General features: G+C 60.7%; 17 protein-coding genes. 4 read left to right on the top strand and 13 right to left on the bottom strand.

Going from position 1 to position 17,640, the window contains the following annotated elements; translation table 11 throughout:
- The first annotated feature begins 3 nt into the window (after positions 1–3).
- Both ACW4TB_RS11965 and ACW4TB_RS11960 read left to right on the top strand, forming a co-directional pair.
- Positions 4–942: an MlaD family protein gene (locus ACW4TB_RS11965; protein WP_046786725.1), complete on the top strand. Its 939-nt coding sequence runs from the start codon at positions 4–6 to the stop codon at positions 940–942.
- Positions 939–1,562: an ABC-type transport auxiliary lipoprotein family protein gene (locus ACW4TB_RS11960; protein ID WP_012316841.1), complete on the top strand. Its 624-nt coding sequence runs from the start codon at positions 939–941 to the stop codon at positions 1,560–1,562. The genes ACW4TB_RS11965 and ACW4TB_RS11960 overlap by 4 nt, the downstream gene beginning before the upstream one ends.
- Here the strand turns inward: ACW4TB_RS11960 and ACW4TB_RS11955 are convergent.
- The 6 genes from ACW4TB_RS11955 to ACW4TB_RS11930 form a co-directional block, all read right to left on the bottom strand.
- Complete coding sequence (locus tag ACW4TB_RS11955; RefSeq protein WP_012316842.1) at positions 1,544–2,773, bottom strand: nucleoside recognition domain-containing protein; 1,230 nt, start codon at positions 2,771–2,773, stop codon at positions 1,544–1,546. The two genes, ACW4TB_RS11960 and ACW4TB_RS11955, sit on opposite strands and share 19 nt — an antisense overlap.
- Positions 2,774–2,925: 152 nt before the next feature.
- Positions 2,926–4,254 carry a glutamate/aspartate:proton symporter GltP gene (gene gltP / locus ACW4TB_RS11950; protein WP_012316843.1) on the bottom strand — a complete coding sequence of 443 codons (1,329 nt, stop codon included), beginning with the start codon at positions 4,252–4,254 and terminating at the stop codon, positions 2,926–2,928.
- Between the two features lie 734 nt (positions 4,255–4,988).
- The gene (locus tag ACW4TB_RS11945; RefSeq protein WP_012316844.1) at positions 4,989–5,459 is read right to left on the bottom strand and encodes an inhibitor of vertebrate lysozyme family protein; all 471 of its coding nucleotides are present in this window, start codon (positions 5,457–5,459) and stop codon (positions 4,989–4,991) included.
- Positions 5,460–5,461: 2 nt separating this feature from the next.
- On the bottom strand, positions 5,462–5,623 hold the full coding sequence (locus tag ACW4TB_RS11940) for a DUF1328 domain-containing protein (RefSeq protein ID WP_003252966.1): 162 nt from the start codon (positions 5,621–5,623) through the stop codon (positions 5,462–5,464).
- Between the two features lie 57 nt (positions 5,624–5,680).
- Complete coding sequence (locus tag ACW4TB_RS11935) at positions 5,681–5,965, bottom strand: hypothetical protein (RefSeq protein WP_012316845.1); 285 nt, start codon at positions 5,963–5,965, stop codon at positions 5,681–5,683.
- Between the two features lie 177 nt (positions 5,966–6,142).
- The gene (locus ACW4TB_RS11930) at positions 6,143–6,964 is read right to left on the bottom strand and encodes a BON domain-containing protein (RefSeq protein WP_279932360.1); all 822 of its coding nucleotides are present in this window, start codon (positions 6,962–6,964) and stop codon (positions 6,143–6,145) included.
- A 210-nt stretch (positions 6,965–7,174) separates the two neighbouring features.
- Here ACW4TB_RS11930 and algB point away from each other — a divergent pair, with 210 nt between their 5' ends.
- Both algB and ACW4TB_RS11920 read left to right on the top strand, forming a co-directional pair.
- Complete coding sequence (gene algB, locus ACW4TB_RS11925; protein ID WP_012316847.1) at positions 7,175–8,521, top strand: sigma-54-dependent response regulator transcription factor AlgB; 1,347 nt, start codon at positions 7,175–7,177, stop codon at positions 8,519–8,521.
- 8 nt (positions 8,522–8,529) lie between these two features.
- A complete protein-coding gene (locus tag ACW4TB_RS11920; RefSeq protein ID WP_455842975.1) occupies positions 8,530–10,296 on the top strand; it encodes a KinB sensor domain-containing domain in 1,767 nt (588 codons plus the stop codon).
- A gap of 57 nt (positions 10,297–10,353) precedes the next feature.
- Here ACW4TB_RS11920 and ACW4TB_RS11915 read toward each other — a convergent pair whose 3' ends face one another.
- From ACW4TB_RS11915 to ACW4TB_RS11885, 7 genes are all read right to left on the bottom strand, one after another.
- Positions 10,354–11,973 carry an EAL domain-containing protein gene (locus ACW4TB_RS11915; protein WP_455828326.1) on the bottom strand — a complete coding sequence of 540 codons (1,620 nt, stop codon included), beginning with the start codon at positions 11,971–11,973 and terminating at the stop codon, positions 10,354–10,356.
- Between the two features lie 87 nt (positions 11,974–12,060).
- Positions 12,061–12,837: an N-acetylmuramoyl-L-alanine amidase gene (locus tag ACW4TB_RS11910; protein ID WP_455828327.1), complete on the bottom strand. Its 777-nt coding sequence runs from the start codon at positions 12,835–12,837 to the stop codon at positions 12,061–12,063.
- A gap of 65 nt (positions 12,838–12,902) precedes the next feature.
- The gene (locus ACW4TB_RS11905) at positions 12,903–14,864 is read right to left on the bottom strand and encodes a GGDEF domain-containing protein (protein WP_254466869.1); all 1,962 of its coding nucleotides are present in this window, start codon (positions 14,862–14,864) and stop codon (positions 12,903–12,905) included.
- A 97-nt stretch (positions 14,865–14,961) separates the two neighbouring features.
- Entirely contained in the window at positions 14,962–15,816 is an 855-nt protein-coding gene (locus tag ACW4TB_RS11900; RefSeq protein WP_012316852.1) for an endonuclease/exonuclease/phosphatase family protein, read from the bottom strand.
- An 11-nt stretch (positions 15,817–15,827) separates the two neighbouring features.
- Entirely contained in the window at positions 15,828–16,463 is a 636-nt protein-coding gene (dsbA, locus tag ACW4TB_RS11895) for a thiol:disulfide interchange protein DsbA (protein ID WP_012316853.1), read from the bottom strand.
- A gap of 169 nt (positions 16,464–16,632) precedes the next feature.
- Positions 16,633–17,250, bottom strand: a complete 618-nt coding sequence (locus tag ACW4TB_RS11890) for a c-type cytochrome (protein ID WP_012316854.1) — start codon at positions 17,248–17,250, stop codon at positions 16,633–16,635.
- A gap of 31 nt (positions 17,251–17,281) precedes the next feature.
- Positions 17,282–17,584 (bottom strand): c-type cytochrome, encoded by a 303-nt coding sequence (locus ACW4TB_RS11885; RefSeq protein ID WP_012316855.1) that lies wholly within the window; start codon positions 17,582–17,584, stop codon positions 17,282–17,284.
- Positions 17,585–17,640: the final 56 nt, after the last annotated feature.

The raw sequence follows: 17,640 nt of genomic DNA, 5'->3' as shown, positions 1-17,640 counted from the left end.
ACGATGGAAACCCGAGCTCATCACGTCCTCATCGGCCTGGTCACCGTGCTGGTGGTGGCCGGTGCCATGCTGTTTGGCCTGTGGCTGACCAAGTCCAGCGTCGACGACGCCTTCAAGGACTACGAAGTGATCTTCAACGAAGCCGTGTCCGGGCTGTCCCGCGGCAGCCCCGTGCAATACAACGGCATCAAGGTCGGTGACGTGACCAGCCTGCGCCTGGACCCCAAGGATCCGCGCCGGGTGCTGGCCCGGGTTCGTCTGAGCGGCGATACGCCGGTCAAGGAAGACACCCAGGCGAAACTGACCCTCGCCGGCGTCACTGGCAACTCATTCATCCAGCTCAGCGGCGGCACTCCGAAAAGCCCAGAGCTCAAGGGCAAGGACGGCAAGTTGCCAGTGATAATCGCCTCGCCCTCCCCCATCTCGCAGCTACTCAATGACAGCAGCGACCTGGTCACCAACATCAACCTGCTGCTGCACAATGCGAACCAGATGTTCTCGGAAAACAATATCGACCGCCTGAGCAACACCCTGGCCAATCTGGAACAGACCACCAGTGCGTTCGCCAACCACAAAGGCGGCATTTCCCAGGCCATAGAGCAGCTGGCCCAGGTCGGCAAACAGGCCAACGCCACGCTGGCCGAAACCCAAGCGCTGATGCGCAATGCCAACAGCCTGCTCGGCACCCAGGGCAAACAGGCCATCGGCAGCGCCGAGCAGGCCATGCAATCGCTGGCCGCCAGCACTGCGACCATCAACAGCCTGCTCAATGACAACCGCCAGTCCATCGACGACGGCGCGCAAGGCCTCAACCAGCTGACACCGGCCATCCGCGAACTGCGTGAAACCCTCAACTCACTCAAGGGCATTTCCCGACGCCTGGAAGCCGACCCGAGCGGCTACCTGCTTGGCCGCGACAATAACAAGGAGTTCCAGCCATGAAGCTGTCGCTGCGCCTGCTGGCCTTGACGGCCGCGCTGAGCCTGTCTGCCGCCTGCTCGATCCTGCCCCAGAGCGAGCCTGTGGATATCTACCGGCTACCGGTCAACCAAGCCAGCCACAGCGCGACCCCGGTGCCATGGTCGTTACGCTTGAACAAGCCGCTGGCAAGCGAAGTGCTGGCCGGGCCACGCATCGCTGTGATCCCCAAGGGCGACGTGGTCAGCAGCTACAAAGGCGCCCGCTGGAGCGACCCGGTGCCGTTGCTGTTACGCAACCGCCTGCTCGATGGCTTCCAGCGCGACGGGCGTGTACAGCGTCTGAGCGCCGACGACAGCAACCTACAGGCCGACTATGAACTGGCCGGTGAACTGCAGGCGTTTCAGAGCGAGTACCGGCCAACCGGTACGGTGGAGGTAGTGATCCGCTATGACGCGCGTCTGGTTCAGGGGCGCAGCCAGCGAATCCTTGCCAGCAAGCGTTTCGAGGTGCGTCAGCCGCTGGTAGATACGCAGGTTTCGGCCGTGGTGGCCGGCTTCGGCGTGGCCAACGATCAACTCGCCGCGCAGGTGGTGAACTGGACCGTGGCGCAAAGTGCTCAGGCTCAGGCAAAGAACCAGTAGCAGACCAGGATGGCAGCAATGACACCGGACAGTTCGGCCAGCAAGGCGCACCCTACTGCATGGCGTACGCGCTGGATGCCGACAGCACCGAAATATACCGCCAGCACGTAGAACGTGGTTTCGGTGCTGCCCTGAACGGTAGCGGCTACAAGTGCCGGGAAACTGTCCACACCATGGGTCTGCATGGTCTCGATCAGCATCGCCCGCGCCGCACTGCCGGAGAACGGCTTGACCAATGCGGTCGGCAGGCCCTCGACGAAGCGGGTGTCCATACCCATCCAACTCACCGCGTGACGAATGCCATCCAATGCCAGCTCAAGGGCCCCGGAGGCGCGCAGGACACCAACGGCCACCAGCATGGCCACCAGGTAGGGCAGCAGGCTCTTGGCCACGTCGAACCCTTCCTTGGCGCCTTCGACAAAGGCTTCATACACCTTCACCCGCTTCAGCGCACCGATTACCAGGAACAGCATGATCACACCAAACAGCGTGAGGTTGCCGAGGACAGACGACAGGCTGGCGAGCGCAGCAGCCGACAGGGTACCGAGGAAAGCCATGAAGCCGCCCAGCAGCAGAGCACCCGGGATCATATAGGCCAGCACCACAGGGTCCCACAGGCGCAAGCGCTGCATCACCGCCACCGATAGCAGACCGACCAGGGTCGAAACGCTGGTCGCCAGGAGGATCGGCAGGAACACCAGGGTCGGGTCAGTAGCGCCCTGCTGGGCGCGGTACATGAAGATGGTCACCGGCAGCAGAGTCAGCGATGAGGCATTGAGCACCAGAAACAGGATCTGCGCGTTGCTCGCGGTGGTGCTGCTGGGGTTGAGCTCCTGCAGGGCGCGCATGGCTTTCAGGCCGATCGGAGTAGCGGCGTTGTCCAGGCCCAGACCGTTGGCAGCAAAGTTCATGGTGATGAGGCCCAGTGCCGGGTGGCCGGGCGGCACTTGCGGCATCAGCCGGGCGAACAGCGGGCCGAGCACTTTGGCCAGCCATTCCACGATACCGGCCTTTTCCGCGATCTTGAGGAAACCCAGCCAGAGGGTAAGGGTGCCGAACAGCAGGATCATGACCTCGACCGACAGCTTGGCCATGGCGAAGATGCTCTCGACCATCGCGGCGAAAATGCCGGCATTGCCGCCGACCAGCCATTGGGCCAGGGCCGATACGGCCGCCACCAGGAAAAAGCCAAGCCAAAGGCCATTGAGCATCCGTGTGTTCCCCCAGAAAAGTGCCTGAATGATAACGCACCAACGGCTGCTTTAGCCTGCTCTGGCCATTTCGCCGGTTCGCCGGCGATATGATCCCTACACATAGCAAAAAGCCCCGAATGAATCGGGGCTCAATGTTCAACGCGTCAGGTTCAGCGCTTGGCGGTCTCGCCAACCAGCGCCGCTTCCTTCTTGTCCGCAATCAGCGAGGCGTAGTACTGCTCGCCCTTGGCGGCGTCGTACATGCCTTCCCAACGAGCGATCACCAGGGCAGCCAAGGCATTGCCGACCACGTTCAGAGCGGTACGCGCCATGTCCATGATCCGGTCGACACCCGCGATGAAGGCCAGGCCTTCCAGCGGAATGCCTACGCTGCCCAAAGTTGCCAGCAGGACCACGAACGATACGCCCGGCACACCGGCAATACCCTTGGAGGTCACCATCAGGGTCAGCACCAGCAGCAATTGCTGGCTCCAGGACAGGTCAATGCCGTACAGCTGGGCGATGAAGATCGCCGCGATGCTCTGGTACAGGGTCGAGCCGTCGAGGTTGAACGAGTAACCGGTCGGTACCACGAACGAGCAGATCGACTTCGGTGCACCGTACTTTTCCATCTTCTCGATGACGCGCGGCAGCACGGTCTCGGAGCTGGAAGTGGAGTAAGCCAGGATCAGCTCATCTTTCATGATGCGCATGATCTTGATTACCGAGAAGCCGAACAGGCGGGCTACAAGGCCCAGCACCATGAAGGCGAAGAAGGCGATGGCGAAGTACACCAGCAGCACCAGCTTGGCCAGAGGCAGCAGCGAGCTGAAGCCGAAGTTGGCGACCGTCACGGCGATCAGTGCGAATACGCCGATCGGGGCGTAGTTCATGATCATGTGGGTGACCTTGAACATGGTCTCCGACACGCCCTGGAACGTACGCACCAGTGGTTCACGCAGGTCTGCCTGCAGGCTCGACAGGCCCAGGCCGAAGAGCACCGAGAAGAAGATGATCGGCAGCATCTCGCCACGCATCAGCGCCGCGAAGATGTTCGACGGGATCAGGTTCAGCAGGGTCTCGATGAACGCATGCTCATGCTGCACCTCGGCGGCGGTCGCCTGGTACTTGGAGATGTCCACGGTGCCCAGGGTGCTCATGTCGATGCCGGCGCCCGGGTGGAACAGATTTGCCAGGACCAGGCCGACAACGATGGCGATGGTCGTCACCACCTCGAAGTAGATGATGGTCTTCAGGCCGATGCTGCCCAGTTTCTTCGCGTCGCCAACCCCGGCGATGCCCACGATCAGCGACGAAATCACGATCGGGACGACGATCATCTTGATCAGGCGAATGAAGATGTCACCGGCGGGCTGGAGAACGTTGCTGATCCACCATGCCTTTTCTGCACTGAAATGATTCAGTAGCGCGCCGATTGCAACGCCCAGGACCAGACCGATGACGATCTGCCAGGCGAGGCTCAGTTTTGCCTTCTTCATGTCTTTACCCTTTGTTCTAGTGATCACGGGCACCGACCGGAAAAGCACGTAACAGAGCCGTTGGCAACGTCACGGGCATCGTACAGCTTCCGTCCGGAGGCCTCATGTAAGGACACCGCAAGCGAGCGACAGGGCGCTCGGGCCAGCGAAAAGGCGGCAACTATTGCGATGGGCAAGGACGAAATCTAATGCCGGAAGCGCATGCCCCATACCGATTCGGCATACAGCAATGCGTCAAAATGGGGCATACGCAAGTCATTGATTTATAACGTTCGGAAACCCGAACAAGACCAAACCGCCAGATCTCGGCTGATTTGGCAGTATGCAGAAGAAGGAATTGATGGCCTGTTCGACAATCCGAATGGCCGAAATGACACTTAGCCACGACAGGGCTGGACGAAAAAAAATTGATGTGCGGTCAAGACAAAATGTGTCTCAGCAAGAAAAAGCTGAAAGCAAGACGTGGAAACGAAGATGGCATCTCGGAAGCCAGGCCAGGTTTCTGTGGAAAAAACACTCCCTGACCTGAACCTCCGATATTGCCTTGCCTGACCCGGCCCATTGCTGGAGGTACTCCCTGTACCCCTAGGCCACTCCGATCCTGCAACAATCAGAACAGCCCGGCCCCTTGGTCATGTGCAGCCCCTCCTCGGGGCGGCGCATCATAGAAGCGAGAACTATAGAAAGGTTCCGCGTCTATTACGTGACAGTGCGCGACCTATCGTCCGTGACACTCAGTACCAGTTCGGGTCACGCTTGAGCTGCTCCTTCAGCATCGCCTGCATGCCTTCGTCCGGCTCACCCAGCCAACGATACTGCGCATGGCGGGTTGGAGCCTTGTCACTCGGCAGGCCCTCGGGTACCTCAACCAGCATCCCGTAGGCGTCATCCTTGTCCCAGCTGAACGCTACGATCAGGCGTTTATAGGTGCATTTGTCCTTCGATTCACACAGCGGGCCGACCAGGTATTTATCACCATCCTCGGTCACTGCGGACATCTGCTCCTGCGCACTGCCCGTAAGGTTCATCACCCAGTCGGGCAGGCGTTCCTCGCCTTTGATCGCGTCCTGCCAGGTTTCCCGGTACTCAGGGTCAGAGCCGAGCAAGTTGTCGGCGCTGACCTGGCCATCATTGGCCGCCATCGCCGCTGCGCTACCACCCAACAGCAGAGCGGCAGCTACGGCGTTGCAAAGCTTCCTGCTCATCTTCAACCTCGACCACGTCCAAAGAAGAAGGAGGCTACGAACAGGACCAGGAAGACAATGAACAGGATCTTCGCGATACCCGTGGCAGCGCCGGCGATACCACCGAAGCCGAGTACGGCGGCGACAATGGCGATGATGAGGAAAGTGATAGCCCAACTCAGCATGATGCTTCTCCTTTCTTTTTCTGAAATCGATCCGGTCGGTGTCGAAACCGCAGCGCCTTAGAACACCCAGCGTTGCTGGGGCACGACTTTTTCAACTGTGGCCGGCGAGGGGTTGGCCGAAGGCAGCTTTTGGGCTGCCCTCACCAATGTGTTGGCACGTGTCGCCTGGATCTGCGCCAGCAGCGCAGTCTGCGCCGCAACCTGTTCAGTGAGTCGCGCGGTCTGCCAGCTGTAGTAAAAAAGGCCTGCGGCCAAAGCCAGCAGCAACGCCATACCCAATATCAGGAACTGGCGCAGTGGCAGTGCGGCGATCTGCGAACGGTTGACGGATTGGCGGTTCATGCCGGCTTCTCCTGCTGTAATTTTTCTATTCAAACCTGAACAGGTAATTGCAGCCTGCGTGCCAGCCGTTCGATTTCTAATAATTCTTTATAAATCAGTCACTTAGGCAATCATATGATTGGGCCTGAGGACGTATCCTGCACGATGCCCGCCTTAGCGTCGTGCGTATTGCACGATTCATCCTTCAACCTTGGTCGCCACCTTGAGCAGATCGGCATCCACCCCACGTACCCCAATGATTTGCCGCGCGATCTCAACGGCGATGGTTTTCTGCTCGCTGCTGACCACCTCACCCGACAGCCGCACCATGCCGCCCTCACTGGCCACCTTGATGTTCAGGCCATCAAGGTTGCGGCTGAAACGGAAGCTGTTCTGGATCTTGTCGATCACCCAACTGTCACTTGGCTGCGGCCCGGTGGACACGCCCACTGGCGTTTCGCGAGCCTGGGCCATGGCTGCGGAATCCAGACTGACCAGGTTGTTGACCAGATGCACACCGTCAGTGGTCCGCGCCACCACCCCAGCCAGTTCCTTGGCTTCAGCGCTGTCGACCTTGCCGCGCAGGGTGATCACACCTTCACTGCTCTGTACCTCGATAGGCGCCTTCTGCGTCGTACGGCTCCACAGCAGACGCGCACGGATGACGGCAGCCAGGGTGGCATCCTCAAGACGCTGAGCGTAAGCCCGCAATTCGAGCGGGCGCTCGACCAGACCGGCGTTGACCTGCAACTGGTTATCGACCTGCTCGATGCCTCGAGTCGCCTGTGCGACGTGTTCGGCCAGCTGACGCTCAACCTCATTCTCGACCTCACCCGTCAGGCGTGCCCGCTTTCCATCCACCTCGACCTCAATGCGAAACGGGTTGAGCATGCGATTGAGCGCCAGCGCCGTCTGTAGGGAGCCCTCCAGGCGTGCATCCTGAACAGGGTCGGCAAACGCTGGGATGCAAATGGACAACAGGCTGGCCGTCAACACAACCATTCGAGTGGTAAAAGGCATGACCGCACTCCTTCTGTAGGCTAAATCCACAAATCGTCGCAACCAATGTGCCACCTCAATGCTCTAAGGCAAGCATTGAGATATCGCGGGTTCACGGCATTCTTTGGCCATTGGCTAGCATGCATAGGACAGAATCCTTCAGAATTGACCATGCAACTTGCCCGATTTTTCCCACACTAAATGAAGATCTTTCCCAAAGGAGCGCTGGAAATGGAATCAGCCCAGGACAACCAAGGCCGTATTCTGCTTGTGGATGACGAGTCCGCGATCCTGCGCACCTTCCGCTACTGCCTCGAAGATGAGGGCTACAGCGTGGCCACAGCCAACAGTGCCGCGCAGGCCGAAGCCTTGCTCCAGCGCCAGGTGTTCGACCTGTGCTTCCTCGACCTGCGTCTGGGTGAAGACAACGGCCTGGACGTGCTGGCACAGATGCGCATCCAGGCACCGTGGATGCGGGTGGTGATCGTCACTGCGCATTCGGCCATCGACACTGCGGTCGATGCGATCCAGGCCGGCGCAGCCGACTACCTGGTCAAACCCTGCAGCCCGGACCAGTTGCGTCTGGCTACCGCCAAACAGCTGGAAGTCCGCCAATTGTCGGCACGCCTGGAGGCGCTCGAAGGTGAAGTGCGCAAGCCCAAGGACGGCCTGGACTCGCATAGCCCGGCAATGATGGCCGTGCTGGAAACCGCACGTCAGGTGGCAACCACCGACGCCAACATCCTCATTCTTGGCGAATCAGGGACCGGCAAGGGCGAACTGGCACGCGCCATTCACAGCTGGAGCAAGCGTGCACGCAAGGCCTGCGTCACCATCAACTGCCCGTCGCTGAACGCCGAGCTGATGGAGAGCGAGTTGTTCGGCCACACCCGCGGCGCATTCACTGGCGCCAGTGAAAGCACACTCGGCCGCGTCAACCAAGCCGATGGCGGCACGCTGTTCCTCGACGAGATCGGCGATTTCCCCCTGACATTGCAACCCAAGCTACTGCGTTTCATCCAGGATAAAGAGTATGAGCGGGTAGGCGACCCAGTCACCCGACGCGCCGATGTGCGCATCCTCGCGGCGACCAACCTGAACCTGGAAGAAATGGTCCGCGAAAGCCGCTTCCGTGAAGACCTGCTCTACCGCCTGAACGTCATCACCCTGCACCTGCCGCCCCTGCGCGAGCGCAGTGAGGACATCCTTACCCTGGCCGATCGCTTCCTCGCCCGTTTCGTCAAGGAATACGCGCGTCCTGCCCGCGGCTTCAGCGACGAAGCCCGCGCCGCACTGCTCAATTACCGCTGGCCGGGAAATATTCGCGAACTGCGCAACGTGGTCGAGCGCGCCAGCATCATCTGCCCACAGGAGCGCGTGGAAATCATCCATCTGGGTATGGGCGAGCAACCTGCCGGCAGCGCTCCCCGGGTCGGTGCGGCCCTGAGCCTGGATGAACTGGAGCGTGCCCACATTGGCGCCGTGCTGGCAGCCAGTGACACTCTGGACCAGGCCGCCAAGACCTTGGGTATCGATGCCTCGACCCTGTACCGCAAGCGTAAGCAGTACAACCTATGAGATGGCCAATGAAGCTGCGTACGCGCCTCTTCCTCAGCATTTCAGCGCTGATCACAGTCGCTCTGCTGGGGCTGATGCTAGGCTTGGTCAGCGTCTTGCAAATGACTGCCTCGCAGCAAGCGTCGGTGCGCAATACCACCCATGTTCTGGAAATAGGCTTGAAGCTACGGCAGAACCTGGGCGAGCAACTGATGCTCATCCTCGATGCGCAAACTTCGCCTCAGAGCCTGCGAGCGCTGCAAGAGAATTTCCAGGACCTACTTGACCAAGGGCTCGCCCAAGGCGGTGAACGTACCGGCTTCAGCAAGGCCAGCAGCAACTATCAAACCTTCCTGAGTGCCTATCGCCAAAGCCCTGCACCGGCAAACAGCATGGGTGCCGACCAGCCACTGGGCGCCGCGTTCAACCAAGTGCGCACCGATCTGATCGATTCGCACAAGCTTGCCATCGATTACATCACTCGCAGCGAACAACTGTCCCGCGACCGCGCTTTACTGGTCAGTGGTGTACTCGGCCTGACGGGCTTGGTGGTGCTGATGCTCGGCTTCTTTACCGCTCACAACATCGCCCGCCGCTTCGGGCAACCCATCGAAGCCCTGGCCAAAGCTGCAGATCAACTCGGCCAAGGTAACTTCGATGTCACGTTACCCGTCAGTCAAGCCATAGAAGTCAACCAGCTGACCCGCCGCTTCGGGCTGATGGCCGAGGCGCTGCGCAAGCACCAGGAAACCAACGTCGATGAACTGCTGGCCGGCCAACAACGCCTGCAGGCTGTGCTCGACAGCATCGACGATGGCCTGCTGATCATCGACCGCCAAGGCCACCTGGAGCATCTCAACCCGGTCGCCCAGCGCCAGCTCGGCTGGAGCAACAACCGCCTGGGCAGCCCCTTGGCAGAGGCACTGCAGCGCCCAGAGCTGGAGCAACAGCTGCGCCAGGTGCTGCGCGGAGGTAGCCTGGACCGCCCACCTGAGGACCTGAGTATCGAGGTTGATGAAGAATCACGCCTGCTGTCCTACAGCCTGACCCCGGTCAGCCACCCGCAAGGACCGATTCTCGGTGCCGTGATGGTGCTGCACGATGTGACCGAGCAGCGCGCTTTCGAGCGTGTGCGTAGTGAGTTCGTACTACGCGCCTCCCACGAACTGCGTACGCCGGTCACCGGCATGCACATGGCCTTCGGCCTGCTGCGAGAGCGCGTGAAGTTTCCACCGCAGGCGCGTGAGAATGACCTGTTGGAGACCATCGGCGAGGAAATGCAACGCCTGACCCAGCTTATCAACGACCTGTTGAATTTCTCTCGCTACCAGAGCGGGCTGCAAAAACTCGAACTCGCCCCCTGCGCCATCGACGAACTGCTCGAACGTGCCCAGGTACGGTTCAGCGAGCAGGCATCAGTCAAGCAGATCGAGCTGATCAAGGCGCTGGAACCACCGCTGCCTCGGATCCAGGCCGACATCGCCCAACTGGATCGCGTGCTCGACAACCTGCTGCACAACGCCATTCGGCATACCGGCAGCGGGGGGCGAATCCGTCTACATGCGCGACGCCACGCAGAACGCGTCATCATCAGTGTCGAGGACAATGGCGAAGGCATTGCCTACGGACAGCAGGGGCGGATTTTCGAACCCTTTGTACAGGTCGGGCGCAAGAAGGGCGGGGCCGGGCTGGGCCTGGCATTGTGCAAGGAAATCGTGCAATTGCACGGCGGCCGCATGGGCGTCTTCTCCCGGCCTGGGCAAGGGACCCAGTTCTACATGGCTCTTCCGGTCTGAGTTCTTGACCTGCAAAGGTCGTTGAGGACAACGCCTTGCCGGCCACCGCAAGTACGTTCAAGGTTCATCATCTATCCGCGGCCTCCGGACCTGCCGCCCTCGCGTCACCAACTCGACGAACTGCCGGGCATTAAGCGGATGGGCGAACAGCCAGCCCTGGCCATAATTGACGCCCTCACTGTTGAGCAACACCGCCTGGGCCTCGCACTCTATGCCTTCGGCTATCACCCGTAGATGAAGGTCATGGGCCATGCGAATGATATGAGGCGCCACCCCACTGCTGGCGGCGTCATGCCCGAGCGCGTCGATGAAGGCCTTGTCGATTTTCAGGCAGTCCACCGGCAAGGTCTGCAGATAAGCCAGGCTGCAGTAGCCAGTACCGAAGTCATCGATCAATACCTGATGCCCCACCGCACGAAGCGCCTGCAGGTTGTCACGGGCCACCACCACATCGATCAGTCCCCGCTCGGTAACCTCGAAGGCAATCTGGCTGGCAGCCACCCTGTGCAGTGCCAGCAACCGTGCCGCCACCCGGCCAATGCGCGGGACCATCACATCACAGGCGGCCAGGTTCACCGAGATGTAAAGGTTGCGGTGCGAACGCAGCAACTGGCCAAGTTGCTCAAGCACCCGTTGCAGCACGAAATCAGTGATCTGGCGAATCTGCCCGGTATTTTCGGCCAGCGGAATGAACAGGTCCGGGCTGGTAAGGGTCCCGTCAGGGCGCCGCCAGCGTACCAGCGCCTCAGCGCCCACGCAGCGGCGGCTGTCGAGCTCGATGATCGGCTGATAGAGCACCTGCAGTTCACCGCGGCGTAAAGCGTTCTGCAACTCTGAGCTCATGGAACGCCTTTGCAGGATCAGCTGCAGTACCAGCCAGCCGATACAACAGGCAGCCAGAACACTACCGGGGAACAGCAGCCAGAGCATGCCGTTCATCCTCAATGGCAGGCTGGCACGCGGTGCGATCAGCACAAGCTGGTAATCGGGCGATTTGGTCAGCATGCGATAGACAAGGCGGTCGTGCAGCTCGAACAACGAATTGCCGCTGGGTGGCGGCCAATGCTCAGCTGGCGGCCAGACTTGTGGCGGCCCCAGTACTGGTATCGCTCTGGTGCCATTGTCCAGCACCACCAACAGGCTTCCTCCGGGCGGCAGGTCAACCACGTCGGTCAAATGCCCGCGCGACGTCGAGACCAGGAAGTTGCCCCGTGCAAGCATCAACGCCGCAAGGTTTTCGTTGGGTTCGGTGGTGGTATTGAGCCAATAGCTGTAGGTCGGGCCCTGGATGTCCGGAGCCCGCGTGGGCACGAAAGCCCGTGCCCCGCCGCGGTTGGAGCAGGCGACATTGACGTCTACGTATGCCGCCTCATAAATGAAACGCGAGCCCAGCCCAACTTGCTGCAACAACGCCAGCATCGCCGGGTTGCAGCCGCGCAAAGGCTGCGCCTGCAGGTCATCGACCCCTTCACGCAGTTGACCGAAAACTTGCTCGAGGCGATCAAGAAAACGCTCGCCCTGAGCATTCATCTGCGCACTCTCGCTCTGCTTCATCTGCTGCGGCGCAATACCGATACTAGCAGTCAGCAACACCGCAGCGCTGGCCAACGCTGCCAGGGAGGCCAGCATCCAGGGACGGTAAAAAAATTGGCGCAACGCAGTTATCAGAGCCGACATGGGCAGCATCCAGTTGATATACAGGGTATAGCAACTGAATGGCGTGTTGGCTTGGCCGTTTGGCGGAGCCCAAGGGTGCGCGGAGGATCAGCGCATCCGGTTGAGTACTTGAAGCATGGCAGCTGTCTGCGCATCGGGCATGCCGTCGAAGCGCTGTGGCCGGAAACGCATCTGGAACGCCGCAATGACATGGCGGGTAGCGACATCGAGCTGCCCGGTCTGTTCGATGGCGTAGCCGAAGCGCGCCAGCTCTTGCTGGTACCAACCTATGCTCGGCGGATTGACGTTGAAATACGCCTGCTGGCGCGCCACGGCATTAGGCTCTGGCCAAACCCCAAGCCCAGCATCGGCCAGACGCTTCCATGGGAACAGCGGCCCCGGGTCCAGTTTGCGCAAGGGTGCGATATCACTGTGGCCAATGATATGGCGAGGGTCGATGTTGTTACGTTTGACGATATCCGTGAGCAGCGCGATCAGAGACTGAATTTGCGCTTCGCTGTAGGGGTACCAGACTCGCCCGTTGGGCGTGGTGTCAAAGCCTGGGTTGACGATCTCGATGCCGATCGAGCTCGAGTTCAACCAGGTTCGCCCCTGCCATTGGCTGTCCCCGGCATGCCAGGCACGACGGCTTTCATCGACCAGTTGGTAAACCGTGGCTGGGCCATCTCCGATCAAGTAGTGGCTGCTGACCTCGCCATGGGTAAGCAGTGCCAGCGAACGCTCCAGCGAGGCATTGGTGTAATGCAGCACAACGAACTGGATGCGGTTGTCATGGTTGGCCGAGGGATGGCTGCGGTCGATACGCAGGCCGGTCGAACAACCGGCCAGAACGATCAGCAAAAATGCAGTGAGCAACGCTTTCATGGAAGAAGCCAGGGTGATTAGCCAGTGACGCGTTAGCATAACGTATGCGCACCCGGCTCACCCGCTCAGCTTTGTTCCACCCGATTACGGCCCAGGTCCTTGGCCCGGTACAGCGCCGCATCAGCACGCTTTAGCACCTGATCACCGCGCTCACCCGAGCGGAATGCGCTCAAACCGATGGAGGCGGTGATAACCACCCGTTCGCCCTTGAAATGGAACGGACACGCTTCGATCGCGGCACGCAGCACCTCGGCCACTTGCGCAGCTACGGTGGGTGACGTCTGCGCCAGCAACAGTACGAACTCCTCGCCACCGAAACGGGCGATGAAATCGCGCGGCCGCAAGCGCTTGCGCAACTGGTCAGCGACGATCTTCAGTACCTTGTCGCCCGCCAGATGGCCATAGCTGTCATTGATGCGCTTGAAATGGTCCAGGTCGAGAATCGCCATCGCCAAGTGGCCGCCGTTCTCCTGCCAGGCCTGCATTTCGCGCTCTACCTGCTCGCTCCAGGCCGCGCGATTGGGCAGCCCGGTCAGCGGGTCGATCAATGCCTTCTGCCGCGTTTCCTCAAGGTGTTCGCGGTAGCCGAGGGCCTCCTGCTCCATGTTCGCGACGCGCTCGGCTAAGCCCTGAAGGCGCCCGGCCAGCTCCTGTTCGCGACGGTCACGCTCATGCTGATGCTCATCCATTGTGACCAGCAGCCCTTCCAGGCGGTTCTCGAGAATGTGCTTGAGGCTGTCCACATCGACCGCCCCTTGCACGCTGCTTTGCAGGCCATCGACCTGTTCACGCAGCTGGCTGTCAAGCTCGCGTGCAGCAGAACTGTTGTCGGCATGACCGGCACTGGCTTCATGAAGGTGGCTCTGGAAGCTCTCGAGACGCTCATTGAGCTGCTGCAGGTAAGTCTCGAATTCGTGCTGCCCGCTGTCGGTGATCGCCAGCATGAGCACGGCCAGGTCATCGAGCACCGGGATCAGCTCATACCAGTTCAGCCCCCGTGCCACGCGCTCGCGCATTTCCAGTGCCTGGGCTTTGTGGCGTTCGGGTAGGCTGAGGTCATCGAGCAGGCCGATCAGGGTTTGCTCGATATGCGCGGCAACCTGACTGTAAGGCGGCTCGACTGCATCAGGGAGTGAATAGGGTCCGTCTTCGCCGAAGGTTTCTTCCAGGGGCTTGAGCGCTTGTGGCTCATCGACCTGTATTGGCAGCTCGGTTCGAGCGCCCTCGATGCGCTGCGGTTGCTCAGCACAGACGGGTGCAACCTCGACCGGCTCCTGTGCGTGCGGCTCAGGCTCGCCTGGAACGGGCGGTGCGGCAACAGGCGTTTCAGGCACCACAGGCACTGGGTTATGAACCTCAGGTGCTACCAACGGCTGCAGCTCGTCGATATCCCGGGGTGGTAGATCCACCAGCACCGGACCGTCCGGCAATGGCTGCAGTTCAGGCGCAGCGATTGCAGAAGGGGCCGCCGGCTCTAAAGAGTTGTCACCCCGCGGTTCGCTCTCGCGGTTGCCGAACAAGCGCTGCAAAAAGCCCGGCCTGGCATCCTCATCCGGCCTGTTCAACGATGACAGCGCCCGCCCCTGCAACCCGCTCAGCTCTCCGAGCAGCGGCGGCAACTCGCGCGACTGGCTGACGCCGCCGTCGAGTTTCTTCGCCAGTTTCTTGAGCGATCGCGATACATCACCAGACAACGGCAGGCCTTGCAGCTGCGTCACGAGCGCGGTCAGCGCATCGCTGACCTGGTTCATGCGGGTTTCGCGGCGTTGCTCGGAGTCGAGCACGGCCTTTTCAAGACGGGGGATCAACCCGGCAAGCCCGGCATCCATATTGTCGCTGCGAATGACCTCACGCATTTCCTTCATGCATTGGTCCACCGCCTTGTCGCTGCCTTCAGCGGCCAGGGTACTGCGCACCAGGCCTCGACGCAGCAGGTCAAGCCGCGCTGCCCATCGCCGCTCCAGCTTTTCCTGCTGTTCGATGCTTTTAAGGTATTTTTCTTTCCAGCGCTCGGCTTCTTCGGTCATGCCTGGATCCGCAACGGGTGATGCATCGGTGGGCTATGGTTACACGCTGTCGGCGCACGGCTGGAACTCTTGAGTGCTCCAATAGCCTTTTGCTGATCTAGCTCAGGGCCGGAAGCGTATCCACAGTCAATGCATCAGGCAATCGGATCTCTACTGCGACCGGAAGATGATCGGAAATAGGTTGGGCCAGCACCTCGACCCGCTCCAGGGTCAGGCTAGGGCTGAGCAGGATGTGGTCCAGGCACCGCTGCGGGCGCCAGCTGGGAAAGGTGGCTTCGACCTGAGGTGCAATCAGGCCCAGATCACGCAATGGAGAATGGTCGAGCAGGTCGTTGGCATGGGTGTTCATGTCGCCCATCAGGACCTGATGGCGGTATCCACCGATCAGTTCACGGATGTAGGCAAGCTGGCGAGCGCGGGTCCTGGCACCAAGCGCAAGATGCATCATGACCACGATCAGCGCGTCCTCGCCTTCACCGAAGCGCACCAGGATCGCACCGCGGCCGGAGGGACCGGGCAGAGGGTGATCTTCCAGCAGATGCGGCTTGAGGCGGCTGAGTACGCCATTGCTGTGCTGGGCGAAATGCCCAAGGTTGCGGTTGAGCTGTTGGTACCAGTAAGGGAAGCCCCCCAACTGGGCCAGGTGCTCCACCTGATTGACGTAACCAGAACGAAGGCTGCCGCCATCTACTTCCTGCAAGGCCACCAGGTCGAAATCATTGAGCAGGTCGCCGATTTTCTGCAGATTGCCGGCGCGCCCGGTGTGCGGCAGCAGATGCTGCCAGCTGCGGGTCAGGTAGTGCCGATAGCGCTCGGTACTGATGCCGACCTGGATATTGAAGCTGAGCAGCCGCAGGCGACCATCTTCCGGCAGGCCATTGGCCTGCAGATGATGCTCGTTGACCTGCGGCTGGTGCAGGCCAACCCCTCGCGCGGTTCTGAAGCGGGGCATGGGTTCGCCGCTTACTTAGCGGCGCGCTCCTTGTCGATCAACTGGTCGGCGACATTCAGCACACCTTCCGGACCTTGAGCTGTGCCGAGGTCAAAACGGTACTTGCCATTGACCACCATGCTAGGTACGCCAGTGATTTCGTACTTTTTCGCCAGCTCCTTGGCCTGGTTGACCTGGCCCTTGATGGCGAACGAGTTGAAGGTGGCGAGGAACTTGTCCTTGTCGACGCCCTGGGTGGCGAGGAAGTCAGCCATGTCCTGGGGATCGGTCAGGCGCTTGCGCTGGTTCTGAATGGCATCGAACACCGCCGCGTGAACCTTGTGCTCGACGCCCATGGCTTCGAGGGTCAGGAACATTTGGCCGTGGGCGTCCCATGCACCGCCGAACATCGCAGGCACGCGTTTGAAGTTGACGTCCTTCGGCAGTTTTTCAACCCAAGGGTTGATCACCGGCTCGAAGTGATAGCAATGAGGGCAGCCGTACCAGAACAGCTCGACCACTTCGATCTTGCCGGGAACGGACACCGGAACAGGGTTGCTCAGCTCGAGGTACTCCTTGCCGGCCGTGACAGGCTCCGCAGCCTGAACGGCGGACATACCGAATACGCTGGCGGCGACCAGCGCAGCGCTGAGAATCAGTTTACGCATGCTTTACTCCTGAGCAGTCTTTGGTCGCCTCGACACGACCTGTGTTGAGACAGGTCGGGAAGGGCCCGAGTTCTGTAGTGTACCGGCTGCGGACTGAAAAAAGGGCGGTCCGCGCCGCCCTTTCATCTTTAGCGTTGCAGCATTAACCGAATGTTAATGCGCAGATATCTCAGTGAAGGCCCTGGATATAACTGGCCAACGCTTCGATATCATGGTTGCTCAGCTTGCCGGCTATGGTCCGCATGGTCATGGCATCACCATCATTGGTGCGGTTGCCTTCGCGGAAGTCGGTGAGCTGCTTGGTCACGTACTGCGAATGCTGGCCACCCAGGTGCGGAAAGCCCGCCAGCGCGATGCCTGCGCCATTGGGCGAGTGGCACCCGGTGCAGGCAGGCATGCCTTTTTCAAGATCGCCGCCATTGAACAGCGCCCGGCCACGCTCGACCAACTTGGGGTCGGCGGCACCGACGCTGCCTTTCTGGCTGGCGAAGTAGGCGGCGATGTCGGCCAGGTCCTGGTCGTTGAAGTTGGCCAGCATGCCGGTCATCTCCAGTACGGTACGCTTGCCGGACTTTATGTCATGCAACTGTTTTTCGAGATAGCGCTGGCCCTGGCCGGCCAGTTTCGGAAAATTGGGCGCCAGGCTATTGCCGTCGGGGTTGTGGCAGGCACCACAGATGGCGGTCTTGGCCTGGCCGGCGGCGGCATCGCCTTTGACAGGTTCTGCAGCAGTGGCCGCACCTGCGACACCCATGGTCAACAGCAGACTCACGACTAGTTTGTTCATCAGCTAATCCAACACGGCTAAGGGTGAAATGTTATGTATCGGGACTGCCGCTCATCCAAAGGATGACCAAACGGTAGTCCTCGGCACTGCAGTCCATGCACAATCCACGCGGCGGCATAGCCTTGAAACCCTGAGTCACATGCGCCATGAGTACCTCCATGCCTTGCGCCAGCCTTGGCTCCCAGGCTGCCCGGTCACCCTTCTTGGGCGCCTGTGGCAACTGCCCGGCGTGACAGGCCGCACACGTGCGGTTGTACAACGCCTCGGGATCCTGTGTAGCCTGTGCGCTGAAAAACGGCAGGAACATACCGACAGCTAGCAGCCATTTCGCCATGCGGAACGACCTGACAGGGTTGGGGGACGCGCTGCGTTCTGATGCGCGAGCTATTG

The organism is Lelliottia jeotgali, from assembly GCF_977070485.1.
Note: the sequence above shows the minus strand (reverse complement) of the source record. Positions and strands in the feature narration are given on the sequence as shown.